The organism is Afipia sp. GW823-FHT06G09 (assembly GCF_058794875.1).
In genome coordinates this window covers 648289-668881 of the sequence record NZ_JBXAHF010000001.1, presented here as the reverse complement: position 1 = coordinate 668881, position 20593 = coordinate 648289, and the positions used below count along the sequence as shown (strand labels likewise).

The window sequence follows — 20593 nt, the reverse complement described above, 5'->3', positions numbered from 1 at the left end:
GTGCGGCTTCAGGTTGCCGCCGCCGCTGCCGCCGCGGCCCGCAGTTTCCGGGTGATGGTGACCCGGAACACCACATACTGAATGGCGAATGCCAGCACCTTGGCGCCGATGGCGATCACGGTCACGTAAAACGCCCACAGTTTCACGTCGCCAATCATGGCGAACACAATGACACCGATGCCGAGGACGAACATCAGAACGGCCCAGGCATAGCCTGCGATGGTGACGAGGCGAGGGATGTTCTCCTGCACAATCGGCGGCAGGTAACGCAGCATCCAGCCTTTGCGCAGCATGATCGCGCCGATGGCGAAATGCGCGATGCTGGGTTTGATCAGGACGAAGCGGGGATCTTTTGTCAGCAGTGTCGCGCTGCCGAGGACGATAACGAGCCCAAGGCTCGCCCACGTCATGATATCGAGCTTCTGCTGCTTGATCCGCGCGCGGATGAATTGCCCGATCGCGCCTGCGATGGCGACGCCTGTCGCGATCAAGATGTCTCCCGTCGCGGCATAGACCACGAGGAAGACGATGGTGGAGAAGAAATCGACGAAGAGCTGACGAAAGACGGCGGCCATGCCGCAACTGTCACACGGGGCCGGGCGCCGGAGCAAGGGCTTTCGGTGCTTCCGGAGCGTGGCGGAACGGGACGGGCAAGCCGCGCACCTTGGCGGCGGGCTTGCAGGCGCAATCGGTCACCGTGCCGGTGACGTCGGTCTGCGATACCAGCGGCTCAGTCGTGTCGTCGCCGGCGAGTGAAACGCCGGTGAGAGTCAGGACGATTGCAAGGCTGCCCCAGATCGCGACGCTTGGCTTCGCGCTGGTGGTTCGCCCGAACACGATCTGGGCGACGACCACGGAGATCGCGGCCAAGGCCGCCAGCACGACATCGCCGACGAGAGCGAAGGCCGCGAAAAAGACAGCAGTCGAGAGGAAGCCGAGGACAATCTTGAGAGCAGTGCGGGCCATCGAAGGCTCCTTGAGTTTGTAACGGATTGCGCTGTGGTCGGGATCAGGCAGCAGCCGCATTGGCGCTGGCCGCGATCTCGGCGCGAACGTGCTTCGGGTACCATTTCGTGAAGTAGACGGCGGTGTTGCGGGCGGCGAACGCGATAGCGGCGCAAACCCACAGCGGGGTGCTGGGCAGATAGATCGAGACAATGTCCGCGACCAGCATCAGAACGAAGGCGGCGCTCCAGACCCAGGTGAGGATGTAGTTGGTCCGCATAAAGCGCGGCAGCTTGGCGGTTTCGGCATCGACCACTTCCCGCGCATGCTGCAGCGTGAAGGGGACGCGGATTGCGATCGAACCGAGCGCGATGGCCAGAATGCTGCCGTCGACGGCAAGGCGGACGGATGTCGGGCTCATCTCGGCGGCGGCGATAAAGTGATATCCGGCCAGCGACGTGAAAATAACCAGGGCGCCGATGGGCAGCATCTTGATCGAGCGGCCTTCGATCATATCTCGCAAGACCAGGCCGAGGGCGACCGCCGCGCTGGCTGCGAGGCTGACCTTGACCGTCGTCAGCAGCATGAGCGTGGCGAAGGTGGCGAACGGGGCAAGAATTAAAAAGAGGGCCATGGCTGCCTGCCTGGGAATATCTTGACGCTGTAAAGATGCATTTAGTCGCCTTCATGGCTGTCGTCAAGGAAAATCTTGACAGCGTCAAAATGCATACCTAGATTGCGATCATGGGTGCTCAAAACGCAGCAAAGCGGGAGAAACTCCCCAAGGCCGCAGCGGCTGGTAGAAAGCCGCTGTCCAAGCCCGTGTCTGTGAAAAAAAACACTCCCTCCGCCGCCAAAGCCGCACACAAGCCTGATCGCGAGCAGCCGTATCATCACGGCGATTTGCACGGCGCTTTGCTCAAGGCGGCCAAGAGGGTTGCCGAGCGTGAGGGAATCAATGGGCTGACGCTGCGCGCGGTGGCCCGCGAGGCAGGCGTTTCTCATGCCGCGCCGTCCCATCATTTTGGCGACGTCACCGGCCTGCTCAGCGAACTGGCGGCGATCGGGTTCACGAAATTTTCCGAGCAGCTCGGTGCGGCGACGTGCAGCGAGACCGCTCCGGAAGCCGTCGCCGCGCGCAAGGCCAGCGCCTACGTCTCCTTTGCGCGCGAGAATCCCTGCCTTTTCCAGTTGATGTTCCGCGGTGAACGGCTCGATCACGACAGGCCAGCGCTGCGCGAGGCCTCCGAATCCGCTTTCCGGAAACTCGCCGGCATCGTTGCGGCGCGCCGTCATGAAGAGGTCGTGCCCGACCATCTGACGCTGGAGCAGGCGGCCGATATCGCGCGAATCTGGTCGCTGGTTCACGGCTTCGCGATGCTCTATCTGGACGGCCGGCTCTCGCCGATCATGGATGGCCTGCCGCCCGGCACCACCGAAGAGTCGCTGCTGGCCGCGATGCTGATGCCGGACCATCGGCCGCTTTAACTTCAAGCCTTCAAGCTGCTGACATTTTGAGCTGGTTGCCCGGATGCCGTGCCGACGAAGGCGCTCGCGGGTATCACCGTCATCATGAAAACGCTGTGAAATGTGCCCGGCGCGAACTGGAACCCGTTTTGCAAGGGTGTGTTGTCACACGTCTCGCGGTTGGTCGCGACAGGCGTGTGGATCGTTCATGGGCCTGACGCGAAAATCATGTCATGATGCGTGGAATCGCATTAGAACACGGCCATAAGCCTTCAGTCTTCTCGTATCGTTCCTCGTTCGTCCTGCAGTGAGCCATGCCCGAAATATCCTCGAACAAGCCCTATCGCATCGGCCGCTCCAAGACCGGCCTCGGCCTCTTCGCCACCAAGAAGATCAAGAAGGGCACCAAGATCATCCGCTATTTCGGGCCGATGCTCGATTCGAAGAACAAGAAGCACGACGACATCGACAACAAGTATCTGTTCGAAATCAACAATCGCTGGACCATCGACGGTTCGGTCCGCAAGAATATCGCCCGCTACATCAACCACGCCTGCCGCCCGAACGCCGAATCCGACGTCAATTCGCGCAAGCGCAAGGTCGTGATCCGCGCCATCAAGACCATCCAGCCGGGCGAGGAAATCAACTACGATTACGGTACCGATTACTTCAAGATCTTCCTCAAGCCGATCGGCTGCAAGTGCGACCACTGCGAGAAGAAGCGTGCCAAGAAGCGCGCCGAGGCTCGCGCGGAAAAGCTGCGGCTGAAGCTGAAGGCCGAGAAGAAGGCCGCCAAAAAGGCGCTCAAGGTCGGCAGGAAAGCTGACAAGTCTGTGAAGAAGGCCGTCAAGGCAGCGAAGGCGACAGCCGCATCGAAGCGCAAGACCGTGCTGGCGGGCGCAAAGACGGGTGTAAAGGCCAATCCGCACGCTCGAGGCACCGGAAAGCCGACCAAGACCAAGTCGGCGCGGACCCGGCCGCTCTCACAGCTTGTCCAGGCGCAAAACGCGGGCCGTGCGAAACAGGCTTAGCAGAATTCCTGTCTGCTATTCGGCTATGACGGCTTCGACGGCCTTGATGGTCTGCTGGATCGCCGCGATTTCCTGAATCAGGGCCTTTGAAAGGGCAGGCGCGCCGGAGCCCATCTGCATCACCAGTTCGCGGCGGCGCTCGCGCAGCAGAACGAGCGGCAGGCGGTGATCGAACGTGTCTTCGGTGGTCATTCCAAATTCCGCTTCGATAACCGACATCTTCGGCTCCCATCAACGACAGGGATCAAAGCTAGCGGACCCGGATTAAATGGCCGGAACGCGGATCGCTAAACTTTTATCGAAAAATCGAGCCGGGCGGACAGGATGTCCGGCCCGGCTTTCGCTTGGGGGGACGGGTGTTAGCGCGCCGCAACGGCGCCTTCGCTCTTGCGCAGCCCGATGAACTCCAGTTCCGCGAACACGCCGACGGCAATCGCCTGCATCACGATGAAGGCTTGTCCGAGAAGATTGGGTGAGACCCAGCCGCTGGCGAGCAGCGCGATGCTGTCGATGGTCCAGATCGCGTTGATGACGATCACGGCCCATACGGCAGTCTTTGACACCACGTCGCGCGAGGCAAGGTAACCGACGCCCAAAGCGAAAGGCACCAGCACGATGCCGGCGTTACGCAGAAAGGCTTCCGGCAGATTCAGCAGCGCGGCGAAGAAACCGGCGCCGAATATCAGCATCAGCGCGGCGGCGCCGCTGAAGATGGCATCGATCTGAAGGGCGCGGCGCAGGAAGGGGGATGCATTGATCATGTCAGTTCTCCTTGAGGGGTTTGTGGTCAGTCAGAGCTTGCGGCTGCGGCGGCGGGCGAGGGCCTGACGCAGCAGGGTGAACGGGCAGAGCGTCTTCAGCGCCCGGTCTTCGGCGGCCTGCACATGGGCGAACACGAAGACGCCGGTGTTGTGCAGCAGCGGCTCGGGCATGTTGAGCGACTGCGCGAGCAGGCGCTTGGCGAGTTTGGCGATCCAGCCCAGCGGGCTTGTCGCGATGATGGAAGTGTCGAACCCTGCGGTCCGGCTGGTCTTCGCCGATGGCGGCTGCTGAGTGGCGGGCTGTGGGTGTGATGTCGTTCGCATGGTCATCGGTCATCTCCTGTGATGCGGAAGATGATCCGGCGAGGGGACCAAATCGATTACCTTGCAGGTAATGGAACGCGTGAATTCTGCATGGTAGGTTTTCCACCATGATGAACGCACCATCTTCGGCGCGCCGCGCCGTCAAATCGTCCGCCAAGTCTTTGGTGAAGACTCCGCCCAATCACTTCGGTGAGCACCTGCGCGAGTGGCGGCAGCGCCGTCATCTCAGCCAGCTCGATCTCGCGGGCCATGCCGAGATTTCCGCGCGGCATCTGAGCTTTGTCGAGACCGGCCGCGCCGCGCCGTCGCGCGACATGGTGCTGCGTCTTGCCGAGCGTCTCGACGTGCCGCTGCGCGAGCGCAACGTGCTTCTGGTCGCGGCGGGCTTCGCGCCCGCGTTTCCCACGCGCTCGCTGGATGATCCCGCGCTCGCGGCCGCGCGTCAGGCGATGGAGCTTGTGCTGAAGGCGCACGAGCCGTATCCGGCGCTGGCCGTCGACCGGCACTGGAATCTGGTGTCGGCCAACGCGATGATCGCGCCGTTCCTCGCGGGTGTTGCGCCGTCGCTGCTGGAGCCGCCGCTCAATGTGATGCGCCTGAGTTTCCATCCGCAGGGTCTCGCACCACTCACGGTCAATCTTGCGGAATGGTGCGGGCATCTGCTGGAGCGGCTGCATCGCCAGTGCGAGGCCACTGCCGATCCGGTGCTGATTGCGCTCTATGACGAACTGAAAACCTATCCGATCCCTGCGCGGGGCGGGGCGCGCGCGAACCTCGCCGATTCCGTGGCGATCCCTTTCCAGATGCGGTTCGGCAACGAGGTGCTGAGCTTCATCTCCACCACCATGATTTTCGGCACGCCGGTGGACGTCACGCTGTCGGAGCTGGCGCTCGAGACCTTCTTTCCGGCAGATGAGAAGACCGCTGGGTTCATGAGGGCAATGCAGCCGCGGTGATTGCAGGTTCTCTCGTTCATCGCCTACAAGCGCAAAACGCATGGATCGATGGACATGATGATAAGCCCCGCTGCCGCCGTTGAAACCTACATTCTCGCCAAGGACGGCAACCGGCCGTTCCTGATGACGCGCGCCTTCGCGGCGAATGCAGAGCTTGAAATGGTGGTGAAGACCGACGCCATCTCGTTTCCGAGCACGGCAAGGGGCGTCAGCGAAATCGCGGATGTTCTCGTGCGGCGCTTCGGCGCCGACTACGAAAACGTCTATACCGTTTGCCTCTCGCGCCCGTCGGATGCCGATCCACGTCATTTCGCGTGCCGCTGGCTGGTGGGGATGTCCACCAAGAGCGACGGTCAGGTCCGGGTCGGCTGCGGACGCTACGACTGGACCTTCGGTTCGGACGGTCTGGTCGAAAAGCTCGTCATCACGATCGATATCATGAATCTGTTTCCCGCCGCCGAACTGACGGCGACAATGGCCTGGCTGTCCCGCCTGCCATATCCCTGGTGCACGCCCGGCGACGTTCTCGAAGGCATGCCGAAGGCTGCCGGATTTGCCGCGATCGAAGCCTATGTGAAGCAGGCTCAACTCGAGCGATAAAAGCGTCCCGCTGTTTACAGCGCGCAGCGCGGTTCGCATAATCGGTGCATGACAACACGCGCACTGACGGCTTCGCACTCTCATCCTGTTGGCGATCTCCTGCGCGGCTGGCGCACCCGCCGGGCCATGAGCCAGGCCGATCTGGCCTTCGAGGCTGGAATCTCGATCCGTCATCTGAGCTACGTCGAAACCGGCAAGGCGGCGGCGAGCCGCGATGCACTGATGCAATTGTCGGCGGCGCTCGGTCTGTCGCTGCGCGACCGCAATGCGTTGCTGGAGGCGGGCGGCTATGCGCGCCAGTATGGCGAGTGCGATCTGTCGGCGCCGGAAGTCGCCGACGCAAAACGCGCCATCGACCTGCTGCTGCAGCGTCATGAACCATTTCCCGCCATCGTCACCGACCGGCAATGGAATGTGGTGCAGGCCAACCGCGCCGCGCAGCGGCTGATGGGACTTCTGCTCGGGCCTGAGCGGATGAAACGCCCGCTCAATCACATGCGGATGTTTCTCGCGCCCGATGAACTGCGCCCGTTCGTCGAGAACTGGCCGAATGTCGCCGCGGCATTGCTGGCACGGGCACGGCATGAGGCAATGGCGGCGCCGCTCGATCAGGCGTTGCAGGCGACATGGCGCGATCTGTTGAAGCTGCCCGATATTTGCCGCGCCGAATTTCAACGAGGGTGAAGCGCCGGGGCCGCTGTGCGAGGTGCGCCTGCGCTCGGGAGACACATGCATCGGCCTGATCGGCGCGGTGCTGACGCTCGGCACGCCGCAGGATGTGACGTTGCAGGAACTGCGCGTCGAGATGTTCATGCCGGCGGACGCGCAATCCGAGGCGGCGCTGAATGCCTTTGCCGCTCAGGATGCCTGAGCTTTTTTGATTATTGCGTTTTCTTCACGCGAACCGGTGCCCGCTTCGCCTGAAAACGCTTCTTGCGAGGCTTCGCGCCGCTCAAATGTCATCGCCTGCATCACCTCGGCGAACGGTCCGCGCCGGTCGCTCAGCGTCGCCATCGTCAATCCTGCGCCATTGGCGCCGACCTGCGTGCGCGAGCGGATCAGGATCCATTCGTCTTCCGGCGCGCGGAAGAAATACAGGCTGATCTCGGGATTGACGAAGGTCCATTCGCGCATGTCGACGATCTGCGCAACGCCGCTGGAGAAATCCGCGGCCTGAACAGCCTGAAGCAGCGGCGTGTTGGTTTCCCCCTGCACCAGCGGCATATCGAGCCGCATCCACGCTGCGGCCGGACCGGGCTTTTCGAGCGCGCCTTCGATCAGTCGCACCGAGACGTTCTGGAAGTAGCGGCTCCATTTCTGTGCGAACGCCGGGGGCGGCGAGCCGGTTTCCGGCGCAGCGTCTTTCGCGGTTGCCTTTGCGAAGGGATCGCTTGGGGACTCGTTGCCCTGTGCGGTCAGGAGCGCCGTGCAGCGGCCGATTTCGGTATCGCCGTCCATCAGGCGTACCTGCATCGTCTTGGCCTTGCGGCCATCGCGGAGCAGTTCGGACTCGACGCTGAAGGCGCGCAGCCCTGCGGGGCGCCACAGATCGAAGGTGAGGCGGCGCACCGCGAAATTCGAGGCCGTCGCCAGCCGCTCGACCTCGCGCGTCATGAGTGCGGTGGTGGCGCTGCCCTGAAGCATGTCCGGCGACCATGGTCCGCCGGCCTGTTCGGTGGCGCGAAACGAATGGCCTTCGGGGACGAAAATGGCGGTCATGGCGGGCTCCTCGATCGGTGTTCAGATCGTCCTAGGAGCGGGGGTGGCGATGCACAATAACCCCGGAGGTTATGTCGTGACCCACAGGGAGCATTGCCGCCACGGACCTTGCCTCAAGGTTTCATCGGCTTATCTTCCGGTCACAATATGCCGAGGAACAGCATCATGAGCGATTTGAAGCCGTTGAAGATCGATATCGTGTCCGACGTGGTGTGCCCATGGTGCTACATCGGCAAGAAACGCATCGAAGACGCGCTGGCGCTGGTGCCGGATGTTCCGGTCGAGGTGAACTGGCGGCCGTTCTTCCTCAATCCATGGGTGCCGCGGGAAGGCATCTCGCGTGACGAATATCTCACCGCGAAGTTCGGCTCGCCCGAAGCCTACAAGGGCATCGCGGGCCGCGTGGTCGCGGCGGCTGCGGAGGAGGGGCTCGAATACAATTCTGACCGCGTGAAGCGTCAGCCCAACACCATCGATTCCCATCGTTTGATCCACTGGGCCGCGGCGGAGGGCAAGGCCGCGCAAATGAAGCAGCGGCTGATGGAGCTTTATTTCCGCGACGGAGGCGATCTCACAGATACCGATGTGCTGGTGCAGGCGGCGGCAGACGTCGGGCTGGACGCAGACAGCGTGCGCAAGCGCCTTGCCACCGACGAGGACGTGGACCGCATTTCAGGGCAGGCGCAGGAGGCGTCCGAGAAAGGCATTTCCGGCGTCCCGACCTTCGTGTTCGCGCAGAAATACGCGGTTTCCGGCGCGCAGCCGGCGGACCAGCTCGCCCGCGCGATCCGGCAGGTCTCGGCGGAGATCAATCAGGCGGCGTGACGATCTTCTTATCCCGCCCCTTGTGGGGAGGGTGGCGGGTTGTGAGCGTAGCGAGCAACCGCCGGGTGGGGTTGACTTTCGGTGTGGCGTGAACCCTCGCCCCGGCCTCCGCTTCGCTCGGCCGACCCTCCCCACAAGGGGGAGGGATACCACCGCATCCCGAGAGAAAATGTCGGTGTCTCTATTTACGCCGCCGCCGCAACCGGCGTCGGCAGCTTCGCCGGCAGGCACGCCACAGCGACGAAGATCACCGCCGCGGCGCTGGCCATCAGCCGGAACAGCGTGTCGAAGCCGTAATTGCCGTAGACGAATGAGATCATCGGCAGCGCCAGCGCGAGCACCGTGAAGCTGACGACGTAGCGCACGCCGTAGATCCGGGCGCGGGCTTCGCCGCTCGCCATCTTGCCGATCATGAAATCGTTGATCGGAATCTGGCCGAACGCACCGAGCATGAAGCCGAATGCCGCCGCCAGCGCCCAGCCCTCATGGAGGCCGGGCATCACCGCGAAGAACACGATCTGGATCGCGGCCACGACCATGAAAACCGTGCGCGGGCCGTATTTGTCGAGCAGACTGCCGACCACAAGCTGCGCCATCGATGCCACGGCGAACACGACGAAGGCAAACGCGCCGACCATGGTGGCGATATCGCCCCGGGCCGCCGTCACGCCGCTCGCCGACAGCCATTGCGTGAGATCGGTGGCGATGCCTTGCAGCCGTTCGTCGAAGATCTTCGGCAGCGCAAAGGTTGTCGATTGAAACACCAGGCTGGAGACGGCGGTGGTGAGGAACACGATCGCGGAGATGCGCAGCAGCAGCGCCTTCATGTCGGCGGGCTGGACGGGCGCGGCAGCAACTGCTGCCGGAGTCTTCTGATGCGCGGTGGACATCTCGCTCCATTGATGAGCGGCGTAAAGCACGCCCACGATGATGGAGAAGATGCCCGGCACCACGAAGGCTACGCGCCAGCCGCCGTGATCGATGAAGTAGCCGGTGATCAATGCGGCGCTGGCGACGCCGAGATTGCCCCAGACGCCGTTCACGGCGAGGCGCATGCCGGTGTTTTTCCATTTCTGCGTGACGATGGCGAGCCCGACCGGATGATAGATCGCGGCGAACACGCCGACGATGAACAGGCCGATGCCAACCTGAAGCGGCGTCTGCGCAAACGCGGTGCCGATCGACGAGATGCCGATGCCGATGAAGAACACCGCGATCATGCCTTCGCGGCTCCACTTGTCCGCGAGCCAGCCGGCGGGCAGCGAGAACAGCCCGAACGCGAAGAAGCCCGGCGTCGCATATTTCAGGAGTTCGCTGTAGCTGAGGCCCCATTCGCGCGAGAGCGCGAGCGCCGCCACCGTTGCAAAGATCAGCGTGAACAGATGGTCCAGATAGTGGCCGATGTTCAGGAACAGGAAATGGATGCGGTCGCGCGTCATGGGGGCCTCGAAACAGAATCTCTGGCGAAAAAGTACCCTTGGCAGGATGGCGCGGTCATGCCAATTTTCGTCGAGAATCTGCCATCGGGACTTTGACCGGCCATGACACCGCGCGTGCGCAGCCGCAGCACTGACGCCAACGACTATCAGTTCGTGCCGCGTCCGCTGGCGGCGATGTCGAAGAGCTTCGATGACGGCTTCGAGATCGAGCCGCATCATCACGCGCGCGATCAGCTCGTTTACGCCGTGACGGGCGTGATGCGGGTGCGCACGGCTGACGAGGCGTGGATCGTGCCGCCGGATCGCGCGGTGTATCTGCCCGCGCGCACCGAACATTCCATCAGCATTCGCGGGCATGTGGAGATGCGCACGCTCTACATCGTGCGCGATGCCCATGACGATCTTCCGGCCGCGCCGACCGTGCTGGAAGTTTCGCCGCTGCTGCGTGAACTGGTGCTGGCGCTGATCGAGGAGCCGGTGGTCTATGACGAGCAGGGGCGCGGCGGCGCGGTGGCGCTGCTGATCCTGAGCGAGATCGCCAAGGCGAAACGGCTGTCGCTGGTGATTCCGATGCCGCGCGATCCGCGCCTGCTGCGCGTTTGCAACGCGCTGCTGGCCGATCCGGCGAGCCGCCTCACCCTGGACAGCTGGGTCGATACCGCGGGCGCCTCGACGCGCACGCTGGCGCGGCTGTTCGAGGCTGAACTGGGTTTGAGCTTCGCGGCGTGGCGTCAGCGGGTGCGGTTTCACAACGCGCTGGAGGCTATCGTGAGCGGCGAGCCGATCTCGCGCGTCGCAGAGCGCAACGGCTATAGCAGTTCGAGCGCGTTCTCGGCCGCGTTCCGCAAGGCCATGGGCCAGCCGCCGAGTTCGCTGAGGAGCGAAGGGGTCGCGTGATGGTCTACCGCTCTAACAGCGGATCGTTAGAGAGAGGCATTTCTCACTCCTTTAAGAAAAGTCGTTCGGGTCCAATCGAATACTTTGTCACGGTCCCACCGCCCCACGCCTTCCATGCGACAACAGCAGGGCGATCTGGTTTGCCCCACCACGGTAACTTGTCAGCAATATCTCGGCTAATCGGATCTTTCGTTGTTTCGATGAACGCACGCTTGAAGCTGTATCCCGGCCCGATCATGCGGCTGAAATCAGTCGGGACAACCAATCTTGCTGTTTTTGGATCATTGGCATCGGAAAACAGTATGAGCGCAGGAACGTAATCTGGATGTAGTTCTCCTCGCCCTTTCAGCTTATGATCGTCTTTCCAGCTTACAGGTTCGCCGCCAGCCAGCGCCGCGCGAACAAGTCCAAACAGCTTGCTTTCATCTGAACCATCTGGCCCGAATCCCAGAATTCCAAGAAGCTGCCGATTGTCGCCAAGATCAATAACGACAGCCGTACCTTTCGCCTGACTTACTATATTTTTTGCCTCAACAGGCCCCCAGGTCCCGCTCGCATAGTGCTGAGTTTGAATTACACTAGAGCCAGACTTCGTGCCTTCCGGGGTGTTGATCTCGATTGTAAGGCGGAAACGGCTTGCATCGGCGTCTAATATATAACTCCCGGCGAGTGCCAAGGTTATCAGAGCAATCACGATCCATATCATCACATAGCGCATGATCGTTCACACAGCAGGGGCGGGATGTAGCCCGGATTTCGCTACACGGGAGAATGTTCTCGTAGGACGCGGATAGGCGGGACATAAGGGCGTTCACGCCCGTCTTTGACGGGCTATGCCCAGCCATGACGAAGAGGGCTGACCTGAAGACCCTCACGCCTTCTTCAGATAATAGTTCGCGTTCTTGCCGAGCGCGATGCGGCGGATGATGCGGCGCATGGTCTCCGATCCGCGCAGCGGCTCGATGATTGCGGCGGCTGTGCGGTAAAGGCCGAGCTTCACGCCGTCGAGCGCCGGGTTCTTGCCCGGGGCCGCCTGCGGCAGGCCAAGGCCACGCAGCATCGAGTTGAAACGGTGCAGATCGTTCAGCCGTCGCACCTCTTCGGTCTTCCAGGTGATTGCCATCGAGATCGAATGCGATCCCTTGGTCTTGACCCAGTGCGGCCACTGATAGGGAATGTAGCAGCCGTCACCGGCGTCGAGATTGAATTCGATGCCGCGCGGGCGGAAGCTCTCATGGAACGGAACGTTGCGGTGCTTGACGGTGGAATGCTCGACCTGCGCATCGTCGGCGATCCGGCCGTCGCGGTTGTCATAGACCGCGAAAATCTTCTCGCCGTAGATCTGCACGAAGAAATTGTCCTCGGCGTCCATGTGGAACGGCGTCGTCGAGTTCGGCGATGACACGAACAGGAAGCCTTCGATCTGCGAGAAGCCGGCATCCTCGATGCTCTTGAAGCCGCGTGCGCGGGCGACCGACGTCAGCGCGTCCTCAAGCAACTGACGGTACTCCGGTGATTTCTCGACGCGCTTGAGCACCATCCATGCACCGGCGGTCTGGATGCGGTTGACGACTTCAACCGGATCGAGATCGACACTCTTCACCTTGTCCGGGTCCTGGCTGACGGAAGCGTCGCCGGAATTGTACTCGATCAGGTCGCGCGGCATCTCGGCAGCAAGCTGCGCGATGCGGGGCAGCGTCAGCAGTGGATGGCCCGAGAGCTTGTGACGGATCGCGAACGGCTTCAGCGGAAAATCCCGCTTCAGCGATTCATTGTCGGCAGTAATGACCGGCGAAATGCTTGAGGCGACGTTCATGAGCGTGTCTCCCGAAATTTTCTGATGAAATGAACAATGCGGCGCGCAGGCTCGCGAACGAGCGTGCGCAAGGCCAGGCCGAGCCGGATGGCGGGCACGAATGGGTCGCGGCGGTTGAGCGGGATCAACACGTCGCCGATGGCGAGGCGTCCGCGCCAGATCGGGTCTATCATGGGATGGCCCGGGATCGCGGTGGAGTCGACCATCGCAATCGTGTCGTCGGCGCACATATGGCGCGTCAGTTCGAGCGTCAGCTGCACGCCCGGGGAGTACTTGGCGAAGTTCTCGTCGACACCGAGCTTGAAGTAAAATGCGCGGTCGAGATGCCGCAGCACGATGGCGGATGCGACCGGCGTCTCGCCGGCATGCAACGTCACGATCTCGCAGTTGCCGCGCGCGGCGGCGTCATAGACCGCGCGGCGGACGAATGCAGCGTCGCCTTCGTGCTGGGCCAGCGCCGTGCCGCGCCTGGCCTTCCAGCCGCTGGCTTCGAGGGCGAGAAAAATTCCGAGGTCGCGTTTGATCTCGCTCGGCGTCGTGGCGATGGTGAAGATGACCTCGCCATGCTCGGAGAGCCGGTTGCGCTGGCGGCGGAGTTCCTTGAGCTTCTTGGGGCCGAGCGCGTCGCGGAGCAGATCGTCGGCGTTGCGCGTGGCATCGAGGCTGGCGCGTGCGTGACTTTGCAGGATACGCGGCTTCAGTCCCTCGCTGGCAAGGGCGCGGGTGAATGCCATCATCGCCGCGCCGTCGAGCGTGATATCGCGCAGGATCAGCGCATGGGCGCCGGCATTGCGTGCCTGCTGCATCAGGCTTGCCGCGGCCTCATCCGCCCGATCGCGGTCGAGCAGCGGCGTCGCCAGCGTTCCGTATGGATCAGCGCTGACAAGCGCGGGCAAGGGAAGGTTATAGGCGCGCCAGGCGGAGATCACCGGCAGCAGGCCGATCAGACACGGCGTGTCATGGACAGCGACGGCATCAGCGGCGAGGGCGCTGACACTGGTGCGCGCCTGCGCGGAGGCATTCACCGCCAGTTCCCATTCGGGCAGGTAGTAGCCGTTGGGCTCGATGGCGTTCTCGCTCAGACGCCGCCAGAGCTCCGCAGAAATCGTATCGAGCAGCGCGAGCGTCGTTTCGGCGGAGCTGTTGCTCTCGTCCGCTTGCTCACGGACAAAGCCCACCGCGCGGCGCGCGGCAGCGGCTTGTGCTGCATTGGCAATCTCAACCACCGTCCCAATCCCTGTTCACGCGTTTTTTGAGCGCGCAGCTTTTTCGTGCGTCGCGCCGTTTTGTTGTGCGTCCCAGGGCAGACGTTATGGGCGAAACATCAAAATCGGATGTGGGGTTCGGGTTAAATGCGCGGTGCTTTTTTCATCGTCCGTTAACGATGACGCGTCGCGCAGCCGATGGCGTGACAGCGCCTGCCGGTATCATCCGGTTGGAAATGATCCGTACGCTTAAGGAAGTTTAAGCAATTGCGCGTAATGTCAAACTATTATGACACTACCGGCGCAGGATTTTCATAGCGGCGCCGTTCAAGAAGACAGTTTTTGCAACCGAAATTCTGGAAATACATTTTCACAAGCAACCTCTGAAGGAGGTCGCAATGAGCAAGGAACTTCGTAAGAGCCAGCGCATCGATTTCGAGCGTGGCTTCGATGTTCAGATCATGGGAATTGACGGCACCTGGCGCCGCCCGTGCAAGATGCTTGACGTTTCAGAAGGCGGCGCGCTGCTGAAGGTCGAAGGCTCCGTCGGCAATCTCGATCTGAAGGAATTCTTCCTGCTGCTGTCCTCGACAGGACTCGCCTACCGGCGATGCAAGATGGTGCGCGTCAACGGCGACCAGATCGGCGTGATCTTCCTGAAACCCGATATCACCAAGAAAAAGACTGCATCTCCGGCAGCAAGACGGGCGCCGGTGGAAGGAATGGCCTGACCGTTATCTGCAAACCATTTTACGGATGTGTCTCATGCCTCAAGAGCGCCGTTTCAACCGCGTCAAGCCGTCGGGAAATCTCTCCCGGTCGGCCAAGATCATTGTCGATCCGAAGTCTCCGGTGATCGGCTGCAACGTCGTGGACTACTCGGCGGGCGGAGCCTGCCTCGAGGTGACGCCCGGCAAGCCGCTGCCGCAAAGATTTGAGCTGCTCTATGCCGGCTCAAAAAAGAAGTGCCGCGTCGTGTGGGCGAAGGGGCCGCGTCTCGGGGTTTCGTTCTAGCTGTCTTTCAATTCTGGGGCGGGCTGTCGAACGCGATGCCGACGCGCTGACCGTTGTTCCAGACCATGCGGCAGCGGGCGATAAAATCATCCGCCTTGATGGCAAGATTGAATCGCGGCGGGATCATCGCAGCATTGGCGACGTCCAGTGCCGCGCCGCGCGTCGATATGTTGCGCACGGTGCAGTCGACGCCAGCGCCATTGAACGTGATGACGCCGCCCTTGAAGACGCGGCGGCGCGTTTCCGACCGCCTTTCCGCCAGTGGTACTTCTGTCATGGCTACCTGCCTCTGGATCACGGCCGCAGACTAAATTGCGGCCGGTTGCCAGCCCTTAAACCGGCGCCTCTCGCAGGCCGCACCCGCATTCAGGATTGATTCACGACGTTGGCAGCGGGGACCCGGGGCTGCCAGGGCTGGTCCGCCGGCGAATTCAGGGGCTTGCCCTGCGATTGCCCCGTCTTGGCCATCGTTTGCCGGTGGAGTAGAACGGTGCCGCCGCCGGGCCGGTGGCGATCAACCTCAAGAATTGGACTGCTCCGGGAGAGTTTTGATGCGGGTGTTTCGGGTGGCGATGCTGATTGCCTTGGCCATGGGCCCGGTTTCCATGCCGGCGTTCGCCCAGTTGATGCCCGGCTTCAAGCTGAACGAGGGCAAGGAGCTCTCCGAGGAGGAAAAGGCGCGGAACAAGGCCAATGAGGAGGCGGCCAAGGCTGCGCGCTCCAAGATCCCCGACGCCAAGGCGAACAGCGATCCATGGGCCTCGGTCCGCAGCGAGCCCGCAGCCAAGCCCGCCGCGAAAGCGAAATCCACCGCGAAGTGATCGTCCGCCGCAAGGCTGGCTACTTCGGGTTTTTCTGGTCGGCTGAAAGCCAGTTGCTGAGGTTGACCGCCACGTCGAGCTGACGGGCTTTCTTCAAGAGGTCATCACGCTTCTGGCAGGGCGGCATCGCGCTTGCCTGATTTCGCGTGTCGTCCGCGATCTTTTGCCACTTTTCTTCGATCGAAATTGAGTTGGTCCGGGCCATGGATGGCGCTCTCCTGTTCGTCAGGGGTGAGCCAGGGCAGCAGCCTAATCGAAGCAGCCGCCGGTTTCCGTAAACCGGTTCAACCGGCGGTTGGTCGAAACGATCCCTTGGGGAGGATGGCCGGCCGGGACATATTTTTGCATCGCGGTGGAACGAAAGCCGCGCCTCATTCGTCTTGCTGAGATATGTCGAGTGGGGGGACACATGTTTAGCCCGATCCGGCTTATTCAGGGATGGCTATGGCCCGTGGCGGAAGAGGCTCCGTCCCCGGCGCAGGATTCGACCAGCATGGCGGATCTGGTCCGGCTGCTTGAAACGAGCCCGGACCCGTCGGCTCCGGCGAACCCGCCGGCGGCAGACACAGCCGACGGCCGAGGCGCCTGACATGGTCTGATCCGCAGGAAAAAGCCGCCCGGTGAGGCGGCCCTTTCCGTGCTTGCTTACTGCTTCGGCATATCCATGCCTTTGTGCGGATCGTCGGCTTTCATGCCGTCCATCATCGCCATGTTCTTGCAGCAGCCGCACGTCCCCATACCCATCTGCTTGTGAACATGGCGGGCTTGTCGGCCATGGGGTCGCCGGCGGCGGCGGATTTCCCGCACATGCCGCCTTGAGCAGGTGAGCTTTGAGCCTGCTGGCCGGAGCCGCCGCACATTGCAGCGGCGGGCGACAGCCCACTTCTTGTAAGCCGCACCAACCGGGGCCCGGGTTACTTCCCTTCGGGCGGCCGCACGGCGTGCAGAAGCTTGTCCAGCTTCGGCGACGTGAGCGGATCGGTGTCGCACACCTCGCACACGTACTGCTTTTGCCTGTTCTTGAAAACCAGCGTCATCCGTTGCCCGCACACGGGACAAACTGAAGGATCAGACGAGGTCATGGGTCGCTCCGCGTGGACGAGGCGGGGAGCACAACACTCTCAGTCACCGGTGATGCCACGGTCGGACGGTGATCTCACAAGCTTAGCGGGTTCCGATTTTCGCTGCATCAGAAATTGCTGCGATAGGATCAGAACATGTCTACTCCCTTCGAGGGAGGCAGCCGGCCAGATACATCTCGCAAAGAAGCGCGAATATTGGAGAGGATTTTAACAAAGAGGGATCTCAAGCGGCCGCACGCTTTCAAAGCCCCGCAACCGGTCTAGTGAATAGGCCCGGCTTTCCGTTCAGCGAGCTTGAGCTCATCGGCGCGCTCACGGCGTTCCCTGGCCAGGAACTCTCTCTCGCGTTTTTCAAACGCCTCAAGCTCTTTCTGAACCACCTGCATGAACTGGTCGTGGGCCGATTTCGCGATCTGGGTAGGGCTCATCGTCGCCACTCCTGTCAAGAAACTGTCACAGGAGAAGTCATTAGCCGTGGCAAAAGTTCGGCGCCATTCATCACTTCGGGTTACAGCCCGCTGATGCCTCGCAAAAACACGTGAGAAGTGATGCGGAGTTTTCGGCCGCACGGCTGCGCATTGTGAACTGTGACCGCGCTCACAGACGCGGCCATCGATTCATGATCTGAAGAATTCGGCTCTTCGAGCCATTCCGAACCCCGGCGGCGCTCATACCGCTGTGGTGCCCTTATCGGGCGTTTCCTCCCTGGACTTAGCCGCCGCTTCCTTGACGGGAGGCGGCGGTTTTTTTGGCGAGGGATCGTTACAGCCGGCCGCGTCTGCGCCACATCCGGACGATCGTCAGGACCGGCCGCGGCCAGAGCAGCACCCTGATCCAGTGCAGCGTTCCGTATCGTGCGCTGGTGCTCATGGCCGCATCATAAATCAGATACTGGCGCTGCTCCATCAGTGCTGTGGTAGGCTCGGCGCGACAGCGGGAGGCGCAGTGCTCATCAAGGGACCAGTTCCGGCTCCGATTACTTTGGCGACGATTGCCGGGGCGTTTCCGGTTTTCCGCGCGCTGTTCAGCGGCGGCAACATCGCACTGGGAGCGGCGGTGGGGTTGGTCGGCGCCGGCATTGCCTATGTCGTCGGAGCCTATTTGCTGCGGAAAATGGGTCTGCCCGTTACGGCGAGCCTGGCGGACGTATCTGCAGCCCGGAAAAACGAAAAAGCCGACAAGCAGTAAGCCAGCAAGCAGAGACCGCCGATGCTCGCGCTGCAATCAAAGGAAGCCCGCGCCGGGAAAGCGGGGGACAAAACCCGGCGCGGGATGAAGGGAGGATTTTCGATCGTCCTGTGTACGATTGAACAACCCCGAATGGCCGAATCCGTTCCCCTCTAACACCGGCCGCTGCAAAATCTCCGTGCAGGAGCATCAGGGAGCGAAAAGGCAAAGCAGCTGCAATGTGTTAACTGTGGCCGCCGGTGACAGCTGTTTGGATTCACTGGCTGGAAATACAGGCCGTTCAAGACGTCTTACGATATGAATACTCATATCCAGCGCGCGGGCCTGAGCTACCGCCTCCAGTAACGGCGGTCGCCCGAAGTCAGGCTGTGCAAATGAAGAGGCCGCCGTTGGGGCGGCCTTACTTTTTATCGTTCAGCCGCGCGTTTGATGACGCTGTCGTTCGTAAACGACGCACATCACGCCGTTCACAGCAAAAACACCGAAGAAAACGACGGCCGCATATTCGGCTCGCACCTGCAACAGCGCCATGGCGACGAGAATGGCGAAGGCCCATGCGGCGTTGATCAACATGCGCTTGAGCAGCGCGCCGCGGGTCGGGACGGCTGCGAACCAGTCGCTCAGGAAGTACCACAGACTCATGCGGACCTCATGTGTTGGCGTAGGCGGTTTCTGTAGTCTGGCTGGACCGAGGGGCGCTTAGCAGCGCACCCCGCCAAGCCGAAACAGGCCTTTCAAATCAAGTTGGGCCACTATGGGTTAACCAGATGAAGGGCCTAGACTTCCAGGAATCTAATTGGCCGCCCACTGAGGCGGCCTTAGGGCCCGACGTGTGGAAGGCTGAACAGCGCGTCGATGATGCGCGTAAGTGTATCGCTCCGGTAGATTGCATAGACCGTAAGGGCGGCGGCAATGAGCGCGGGGATCCAACCAAGCGCTAGACCCCAACCGTCATAGCGAGCGATGAGCACACCATAAATAACAACAAACACGATCAGGGCTGCGAAGAGACCTATGTTCACGCGATGGTCGAGTTCGTCTTTCATGCTCGAAATCTAAATAGGCCACCCCTAAAATCAAATTGAGCCACTAGGGGATAAAACAGGCCAGTACCCGACCTGGCAAAAGAACATATTGCGAACTTGGAACAAAAAGGGTACATTCTTTTCATCGGATCCACCCCGATTCCGGTCCGCCGACCTTGGGAAGCCGTTTGTCCGGCAGGCGAATCCCATACATAAGGAGCATCACAGATGGCCCCCGCCGCCCTGCGTATCGTTGAAGGATCGTCCATGGACAAGACCAAGGCCCTGTCGGCCGCGCTCTCCCAGATCGAGCGCCAGTTCGGCAAGGGCTCCGTGATGAAGCTCGGCAAGAACGACCGGTCGATGGACATCGAGGTGATTTCCTCGGGCTCGCTGGGGCTGGACATCGCGCTCGGCGTCGGCGGTCTGCCCAAGGGACGAGTGGTCGAGATCTACGGGCCGGAATCCTCCGGCAAGACCACGCTGGCGCTGCATTGCGTGGCCGAGGCCCAGAAGAAAGGCGGCATCTGCGCCTTCATCGACGCCGAACACGCGCTCGATCCGGTCTATGCCCGCAAGCTCGGCGTCAATGTCGATGAACTTCTGATCTCGCAGCCGGACCATGGCGAGCAGGCGCTGGAAATCGCCGACACGCTGGTGCGCTCCGGCGCGGTCGACGTGCTGATCGTGGACTCGGTGGCGGCGCTGGTGCCGCGCGCCGAACTCGAAGGCGAAATGGGCGATGCGCTGCCCGGCCTGCAGGCGCGATTGATGTCGCAGGCGTTGCGCAAGCTGACCGCCTCGATCAACAAGTCCCACACCATGGTGATCTTCATCAACCAGATCCGCATGAAGATCGGTGTGATGTACGGCTCGCCGGAAACCACCACCGGCGGCAATGCGCTGAAGTTCTACGCCTCCGTGCGCCTCGATATCCGCCGCATCGGCCAGATCAAGGAACGCGACGAAGTCGTCGGCAATTCGACCCGGGTCAAGGTGGTGAAGAACAAGCTGGCGCCGCCGTTCAAGCAGGTCGAATTCGACATCATGTACGGCGAGGGCGTCTCCAAGATGGGCGAAATCCTCGATCTCGGCGTCAAGGCCGGCATCGTCGAAAAGTCCGGCGCCTGGTTCTCCTATGACAGCCAGCGCCTCGGGCAGGGCCGCGAGAATTCCAAGGCCTTCCTGAAGGCCAATCCCGAGATCACCGCCAAGATCGAAGCCTCGATCCGGCAGAATTCCGGCCTGATCGCCGAGCAGATTCTGGCAGGCTCGCCGGAGCGCGATGCCGATGGCGAGGAGCCGCAGGACGACTAAAGCGTTTTCAAGCGAAGTGGGAACCGGTTCGCGTTAAGAAAACGCGACAACTAAAAAGAGTTCATTTTCGACCGGGCTTCACGGCCCGGCCGGTGCGATCCGAAAAGACGGGAATCCTTTTCGGGCATCCATCGCACCTTCGGAAGCAAACGGGCGTTGTG

The 20593-nt window shown here is 61.9% G+C and carries 30 protein-coding genes; 13 read left to right on the top strand and 17 right to left on the bottom strand.

What is annotated here, in order from left to right:
- Positions 1 to 8: 8 nt before the first annotated feature.
- The 3 genes from AC1Q67_RS03420 to AC1Q67_RS03410 are packed head-to-tail and all read right to left on the bottom strand — an operon-like array spanning position 9 to position 1579.
- Positions 9 to 575: an inner membrane-spanning protein YciB gene (locus tag AC1Q67_RS03420; RefSeq protein ID WP_024577073.1), complete on the bottom strand. Its 567-nt coding sequence runs from the start codon at positions 573 to 575 to the stop codon at positions 9 to 11.
- Between the two features lie 10 nt (positions 576 to 585).
- Positions 586 to 966, bottom strand: coding sequence for a hypothetical protein (locus AC1Q67_RS03415; protein ID WP_024577074.1), 381 nt, complete (start codon positions 964 to 966; stop codon positions 586 to 588).
- 43 nt (positions 967 to 1009) lie between these two features.
- Positions 1010 to 1579, bottom strand: a complete 570-nt coding sequence (locus tag AC1Q67_RS03410; protein WP_024577075.1) for a hypothetical protein — start codon at positions 1577 to 1579, stop codon at positions 1010 to 1012.
- Positions 1580 to 1689: 110 nt separating this feature from the next.
- Here AC1Q67_RS03410 and AC1Q67_RS03405 point away from each other — a divergent pair, with 110 nt between their 5' ends.
- The gene (locus tag AC1Q67_RS03405) at positions 1690 to 2433 is read left to right on the top strand and encodes a TetR/AcrR family transcriptional regulator (protein ID WP_492235205.1); all 744 of its coding nucleotides are present in this window, start codon (positions 1690 to 1692) and stop codon (positions 2431 to 2433) included.
- 293 nt (positions 2434 to 2726) lie between these two features.
- Complete coding sequence (locus AC1Q67_RS03400) at positions 2727 to 3443, top strand: SET domain-containing protein (protein ID WP_492235206.1); 717 nt, start codon at positions 2727 to 2729, stop codon at positions 3441 to 3443.
- 15 nt (positions 3444 to 3458) lie between these two features.
- On the opposite strand, the gene AC1Q67_RS03395 is transcribed toward AC1Q67_RS03400, so the two are convergent.
- The 3 genes from AC1Q67_RS03395 to AC1Q67_RS03385 form a co-directional block, all read right to left on the bottom strand.
- Entirely contained in the window at positions 3459 to 3662 is a 204-nt protein-coding gene (locus AC1Q67_RS03395) for a hypothetical protein (RefSeq protein ID WP_024577078.1), read from the bottom strand.
- Between the two features lie 140 nt (positions 3663 to 3802).
- The gene (locus AC1Q67_RS03390; protein ID WP_492235207.1) at positions 3803 to 4204 is read right to left on the bottom strand and encodes a hypothetical protein; all 402 of its coding nucleotides are present in this window, start codon (positions 4202 to 4204) and stop codon (positions 3803 to 3805) included.
- A 30-nt stretch (positions 4205 to 4234) separates the two neighbouring features.
- The gene (locus AC1Q67_RS03385; RefSeq protein ID WP_492235208.1) at positions 4235 to 4534 is read right to left on the bottom strand and encodes a hypothetical protein; all 300 of its coding nucleotides are present in this window, start codon (positions 4532 to 4534) and stop codon (positions 4235 to 4237) included.
- A gap of 104 nt (positions 4535 to 4638) precedes the next feature.
- On the opposite strand from AC1Q67_RS03385, the gene AC1Q67_RS03380 reads away from it, so the two are divergent.
- The 4 genes from AC1Q67_RS03380 to AC1Q67_RS03365 are packed head-to-tail and all read left to right on the top strand — an operon-like array spanning position 4639 to position 6955.
- Complete coding sequence (locus tag AC1Q67_RS03380) at positions 4639 to 5484, top strand: helix-turn-helix domain-containing protein (RefSeq protein WP_492235710.1); 846 nt, start codon at positions 4639 to 4641, stop codon at positions 5482 to 5484.
- A 54-nt stretch (positions 5485 to 5538) separates the two neighbouring features.
- Positions 5539 to 6084, top strand: coding sequence for a hypothetical protein (locus AC1Q67_RS03375; RefSeq protein WP_492235209.1), 546 nt, complete (start codon positions 5539 to 5541; stop codon positions 6082 to 6084).
- A gap of 48 nt (positions 6085 to 6132) precedes the next feature.
- Entirely contained in the window at positions 6133 to 6768 is a 636-nt protein-coding gene (locus AC1Q67_RS03370) for a helix-turn-helix domain-containing protein (protein WP_492235210.1), read from the top strand.
- Between the two features lie 22 nt (positions 6769 to 6790).
- A complete protein-coding gene (locus AC1Q67_RS03365; RefSeq protein WP_492235211.1) occupies positions 6791 to 6955 on the top strand; it encodes a hypothetical protein in 165 nt (54 codons plus the stop codon).
- On the opposite strand, the gene AC1Q67_RS03360 is transcribed toward AC1Q67_RS03365, so the two are convergent.
- The gene (locus AC1Q67_RS03360; protein ID WP_492235212.1) at positions 6943 to 7803 is read right to left on the bottom strand and encodes a thioesterase family protein; all 861 of its coding nucleotides are present in this window, start codon (positions 7801 to 7803) and stop codon (positions 6943 to 6945) included. The two genes, AC1Q67_RS03365 and AC1Q67_RS03360, sit on opposite strands and share 13 nt — an antisense overlap.
- 165 nt (positions 7804 to 7968) lie before the next feature.
- Between AC1Q67_RS03360 and AC1Q67_RS03355 the strand changes: the two genes are divergently transcribed.
- Positions 7969 to 8628: a DsbA family oxidoreductase gene (locus AC1Q67_RS03355; RefSeq protein ID WP_024577085.1), complete on the top strand. Its 660-nt coding sequence runs from the start codon at positions 7969 to 7971 to the stop codon at positions 8626 to 8628.
- A 185-nt stretch (positions 8629 to 8813) separates the two neighbouring features.
- Here AC1Q67_RS03355 and AC1Q67_RS03350 read toward each other — a convergent pair whose 3' ends face one another.
- Positions 8814 to 10067 (bottom strand): MFS transporter, encoded by a 1254-nt coding sequence (locus AC1Q67_RS03350; protein ID WP_492235213.1) that lies wholly within the window; start codon positions 10065 to 10067, stop codon positions 8814 to 8816.
- A gap of 102 nt (positions 10068 to 10169) precedes the next feature.
- Here AC1Q67_RS03350 and AC1Q67_RS03345 point away from each other — a divergent pair, with 102 nt between their 5' ends.
- Entirely contained in the window at positions 10170 to 10964 is a 795-nt protein-coding gene (locus tag AC1Q67_RS03345; RefSeq protein ID WP_492235214.1) for a helix-turn-helix domain-containing protein, read from the top strand.
- 43 nt (positions 10965 to 11007) lie between these two features.
- On the opposite strand, the gene AC1Q67_RS03340 is transcribed toward AC1Q67_RS03345, so the two are convergent.
- The 3 genes from AC1Q67_RS03340 to AC1Q67_RS03330 all read right to left on the bottom strand — a co-directional run bounded on the left by AC1Q67_RS03340 (position 11008) and on the right by AC1Q67_RS03330 (position 14006).
- Entirely contained in the window at positions 11008 to 11682 is a 675-nt protein-coding gene (locus tag AC1Q67_RS03340; protein ID WP_492235215.1) for a hypothetical protein, read from the bottom strand.
- Between the two features lie 153 nt (positions 11683 to 11835).
- A complete protein-coding gene (locus tag AC1Q67_RS03335; protein ID WP_492235216.1) occupies positions 11836 to 12780 on the bottom strand; it encodes a cupin-like domain-containing protein in 945 nt (314 codons plus the stop codon).
- The gene (locus AC1Q67_RS03330) at positions 12777 to 14006 is read right to left on the bottom strand and encodes a GNAT family N-acetyltransferase (RefSeq protein WP_492235217.1); all 1230 of its coding nucleotides are present in this window, start codon (positions 14004 to 14006) and stop codon (positions 12777 to 12779) included. Before AC1Q67_RS03330 ends, AC1Q67_RS03335 begins: the two co-directional genes overlap by 4 nt.
- A gap of 377 nt (positions 14007 to 14383) precedes the next feature.
- Here AC1Q67_RS03330 and AC1Q67_RS03325 point away from each other — a divergent pair, with 377 nt between their 5' ends.
- Both AC1Q67_RS03325 and AC1Q67_RS03320 read left to right on the top strand, forming a co-directional pair.
- Positions 14384 to 14716, top strand: coding sequence for a PilZ domain-containing protein (locus AC1Q67_RS03325; protein ID WP_492235218.1), 333 nt, complete (start codon positions 14384 to 14386; stop codon positions 14714 to 14716).
- Positions 14717 to 14750: 34 nt separating this feature from the next.
- On the top strand, positions 14751 to 14999 hold the full coding sequence (locus AC1Q67_RS03320; RefSeq protein ID WP_024577091.1) for a PilZ domain-containing protein: 249 nt from the start codon (positions 14751 to 14753) through the stop codon (positions 14997 to 14999).
- 7 nt (positions 15000 to 15006) lie between these two features.
- On the opposite strand, the gene AC1Q67_RS03315 is transcribed toward AC1Q67_RS03320, so the two are convergent.
- Positions 15007 to 15276: a PilZ domain-containing protein gene (locus AC1Q67_RS03315; RefSeq protein WP_029659844.1), complete on the bottom strand. Its 270-nt coding sequence runs from the start codon at positions 15274 to 15276 to the stop codon at positions 15007 to 15009.
- 274 nt (positions 15277 to 15550) lie between these two features.
- On the opposite strand from AC1Q67_RS03315, the gene AC1Q67_RS03310 reads away from it, so the two are divergent.
- The gene (locus AC1Q67_RS03310) at positions 15551 to 15820 is read left to right on the top strand and encodes a hypothetical protein (protein ID WP_492235219.1); all 270 of its coding nucleotides are present in this window, start codon (positions 15551 to 15553) and stop codon (positions 15818 to 15820) included.
- A 19-nt stretch (positions 15821 to 15839) separates the two neighbouring features.
- Here the strand turns inward: AC1Q67_RS03310 and AC1Q67_RS03305 are convergent, their stop codons facing one another.
- From AC1Q67_RS03305 to AC1Q67_RS03295, 3 genes are all read right to left on the bottom strand, one after another.
- Positions 15840 to 16025 carry a hypothetical protein gene (locus AC1Q67_RS03305; RefSeq protein WP_024577094.1) on the bottom strand — a complete coding sequence of 62 codons (186 nt, stop codon included), beginning with the start codon at positions 16023 to 16025 and terminating at the stop codon, positions 15840 to 15842.
- Between the two features lie 709 nt (positions 16026 to 16734).
- Positions 16735 to 16902, bottom strand: coding sequence for a hypothetical protein (locus AC1Q67_RS03300; protein WP_492235220.1), 168 nt, complete (start codon positions 16900 to 16902; stop codon positions 16735 to 16737).
- A gap of 260 nt (positions 16903 to 17162) precedes the next feature.
- On the bottom strand, positions 17163 to 17330 hold the full coding sequence (locus AC1Q67_RS03295; RefSeq protein ID WP_492235221.1) for a hypothetical protein: 168 nt from the start codon (positions 17328 to 17330) through the stop codon (positions 17163 to 17165).
- 553 nt (positions 17331 to 17883) lie between these two features.
- Between AC1Q67_RS03295 and AC1Q67_RS03290 the strand changes: the two genes are divergently transcribed.
- Positions 17884 to 18090 carry a hypothetical protein gene (locus AC1Q67_RS03290; RefSeq protein ID WP_492235222.1) on the top strand — a complete coding sequence of 69 codons (207 nt, stop codon included), beginning with the start codon at positions 17884 to 17886 and terminating at the stop codon, positions 18088 to 18090.
- A 414-nt stretch (positions 18091 to 18504) separates the two neighbouring features.
- Here AC1Q67_RS03290 and AC1Q67_RS03285 read toward each other — a convergent pair whose 3' ends face one another.
- Positions 18505 to 18732 carry a hypothetical protein gene (locus AC1Q67_RS03285; protein WP_492235223.1) on the bottom strand — a complete coding sequence of 76 codons (228 nt, stop codon included), beginning with the start codon at positions 18730 to 18732 and terminating at the stop codon, positions 18505 to 18507.
- Between the two features lie 176 nt (positions 18733 to 18908).
- Positions 18909 to 19136, bottom strand: coding sequence for a hypothetical protein (locus AC1Q67_RS03280; RefSeq protein ID WP_024577098.1), 228 nt, complete (start codon positions 19134 to 19136; stop codon positions 18909 to 18911).
- A 207-nt stretch (positions 19137 to 19343) separates the two neighbouring features.
- Between AC1Q67_RS03280 and recA the strand changes: the two genes are divergently transcribed.
- Positions 19344 to 20432: a recombinase RecA gene (gene recA, locus AC1Q67_RS03275; protein WP_024574824.1), complete on the top strand. Its 1089-nt coding sequence runs from the start codon at positions 19344 to 19346 to the stop codon at positions 20430 to 20432.
- Positions 20433 to 20593 lie beyond the last annotated feature (161 nt).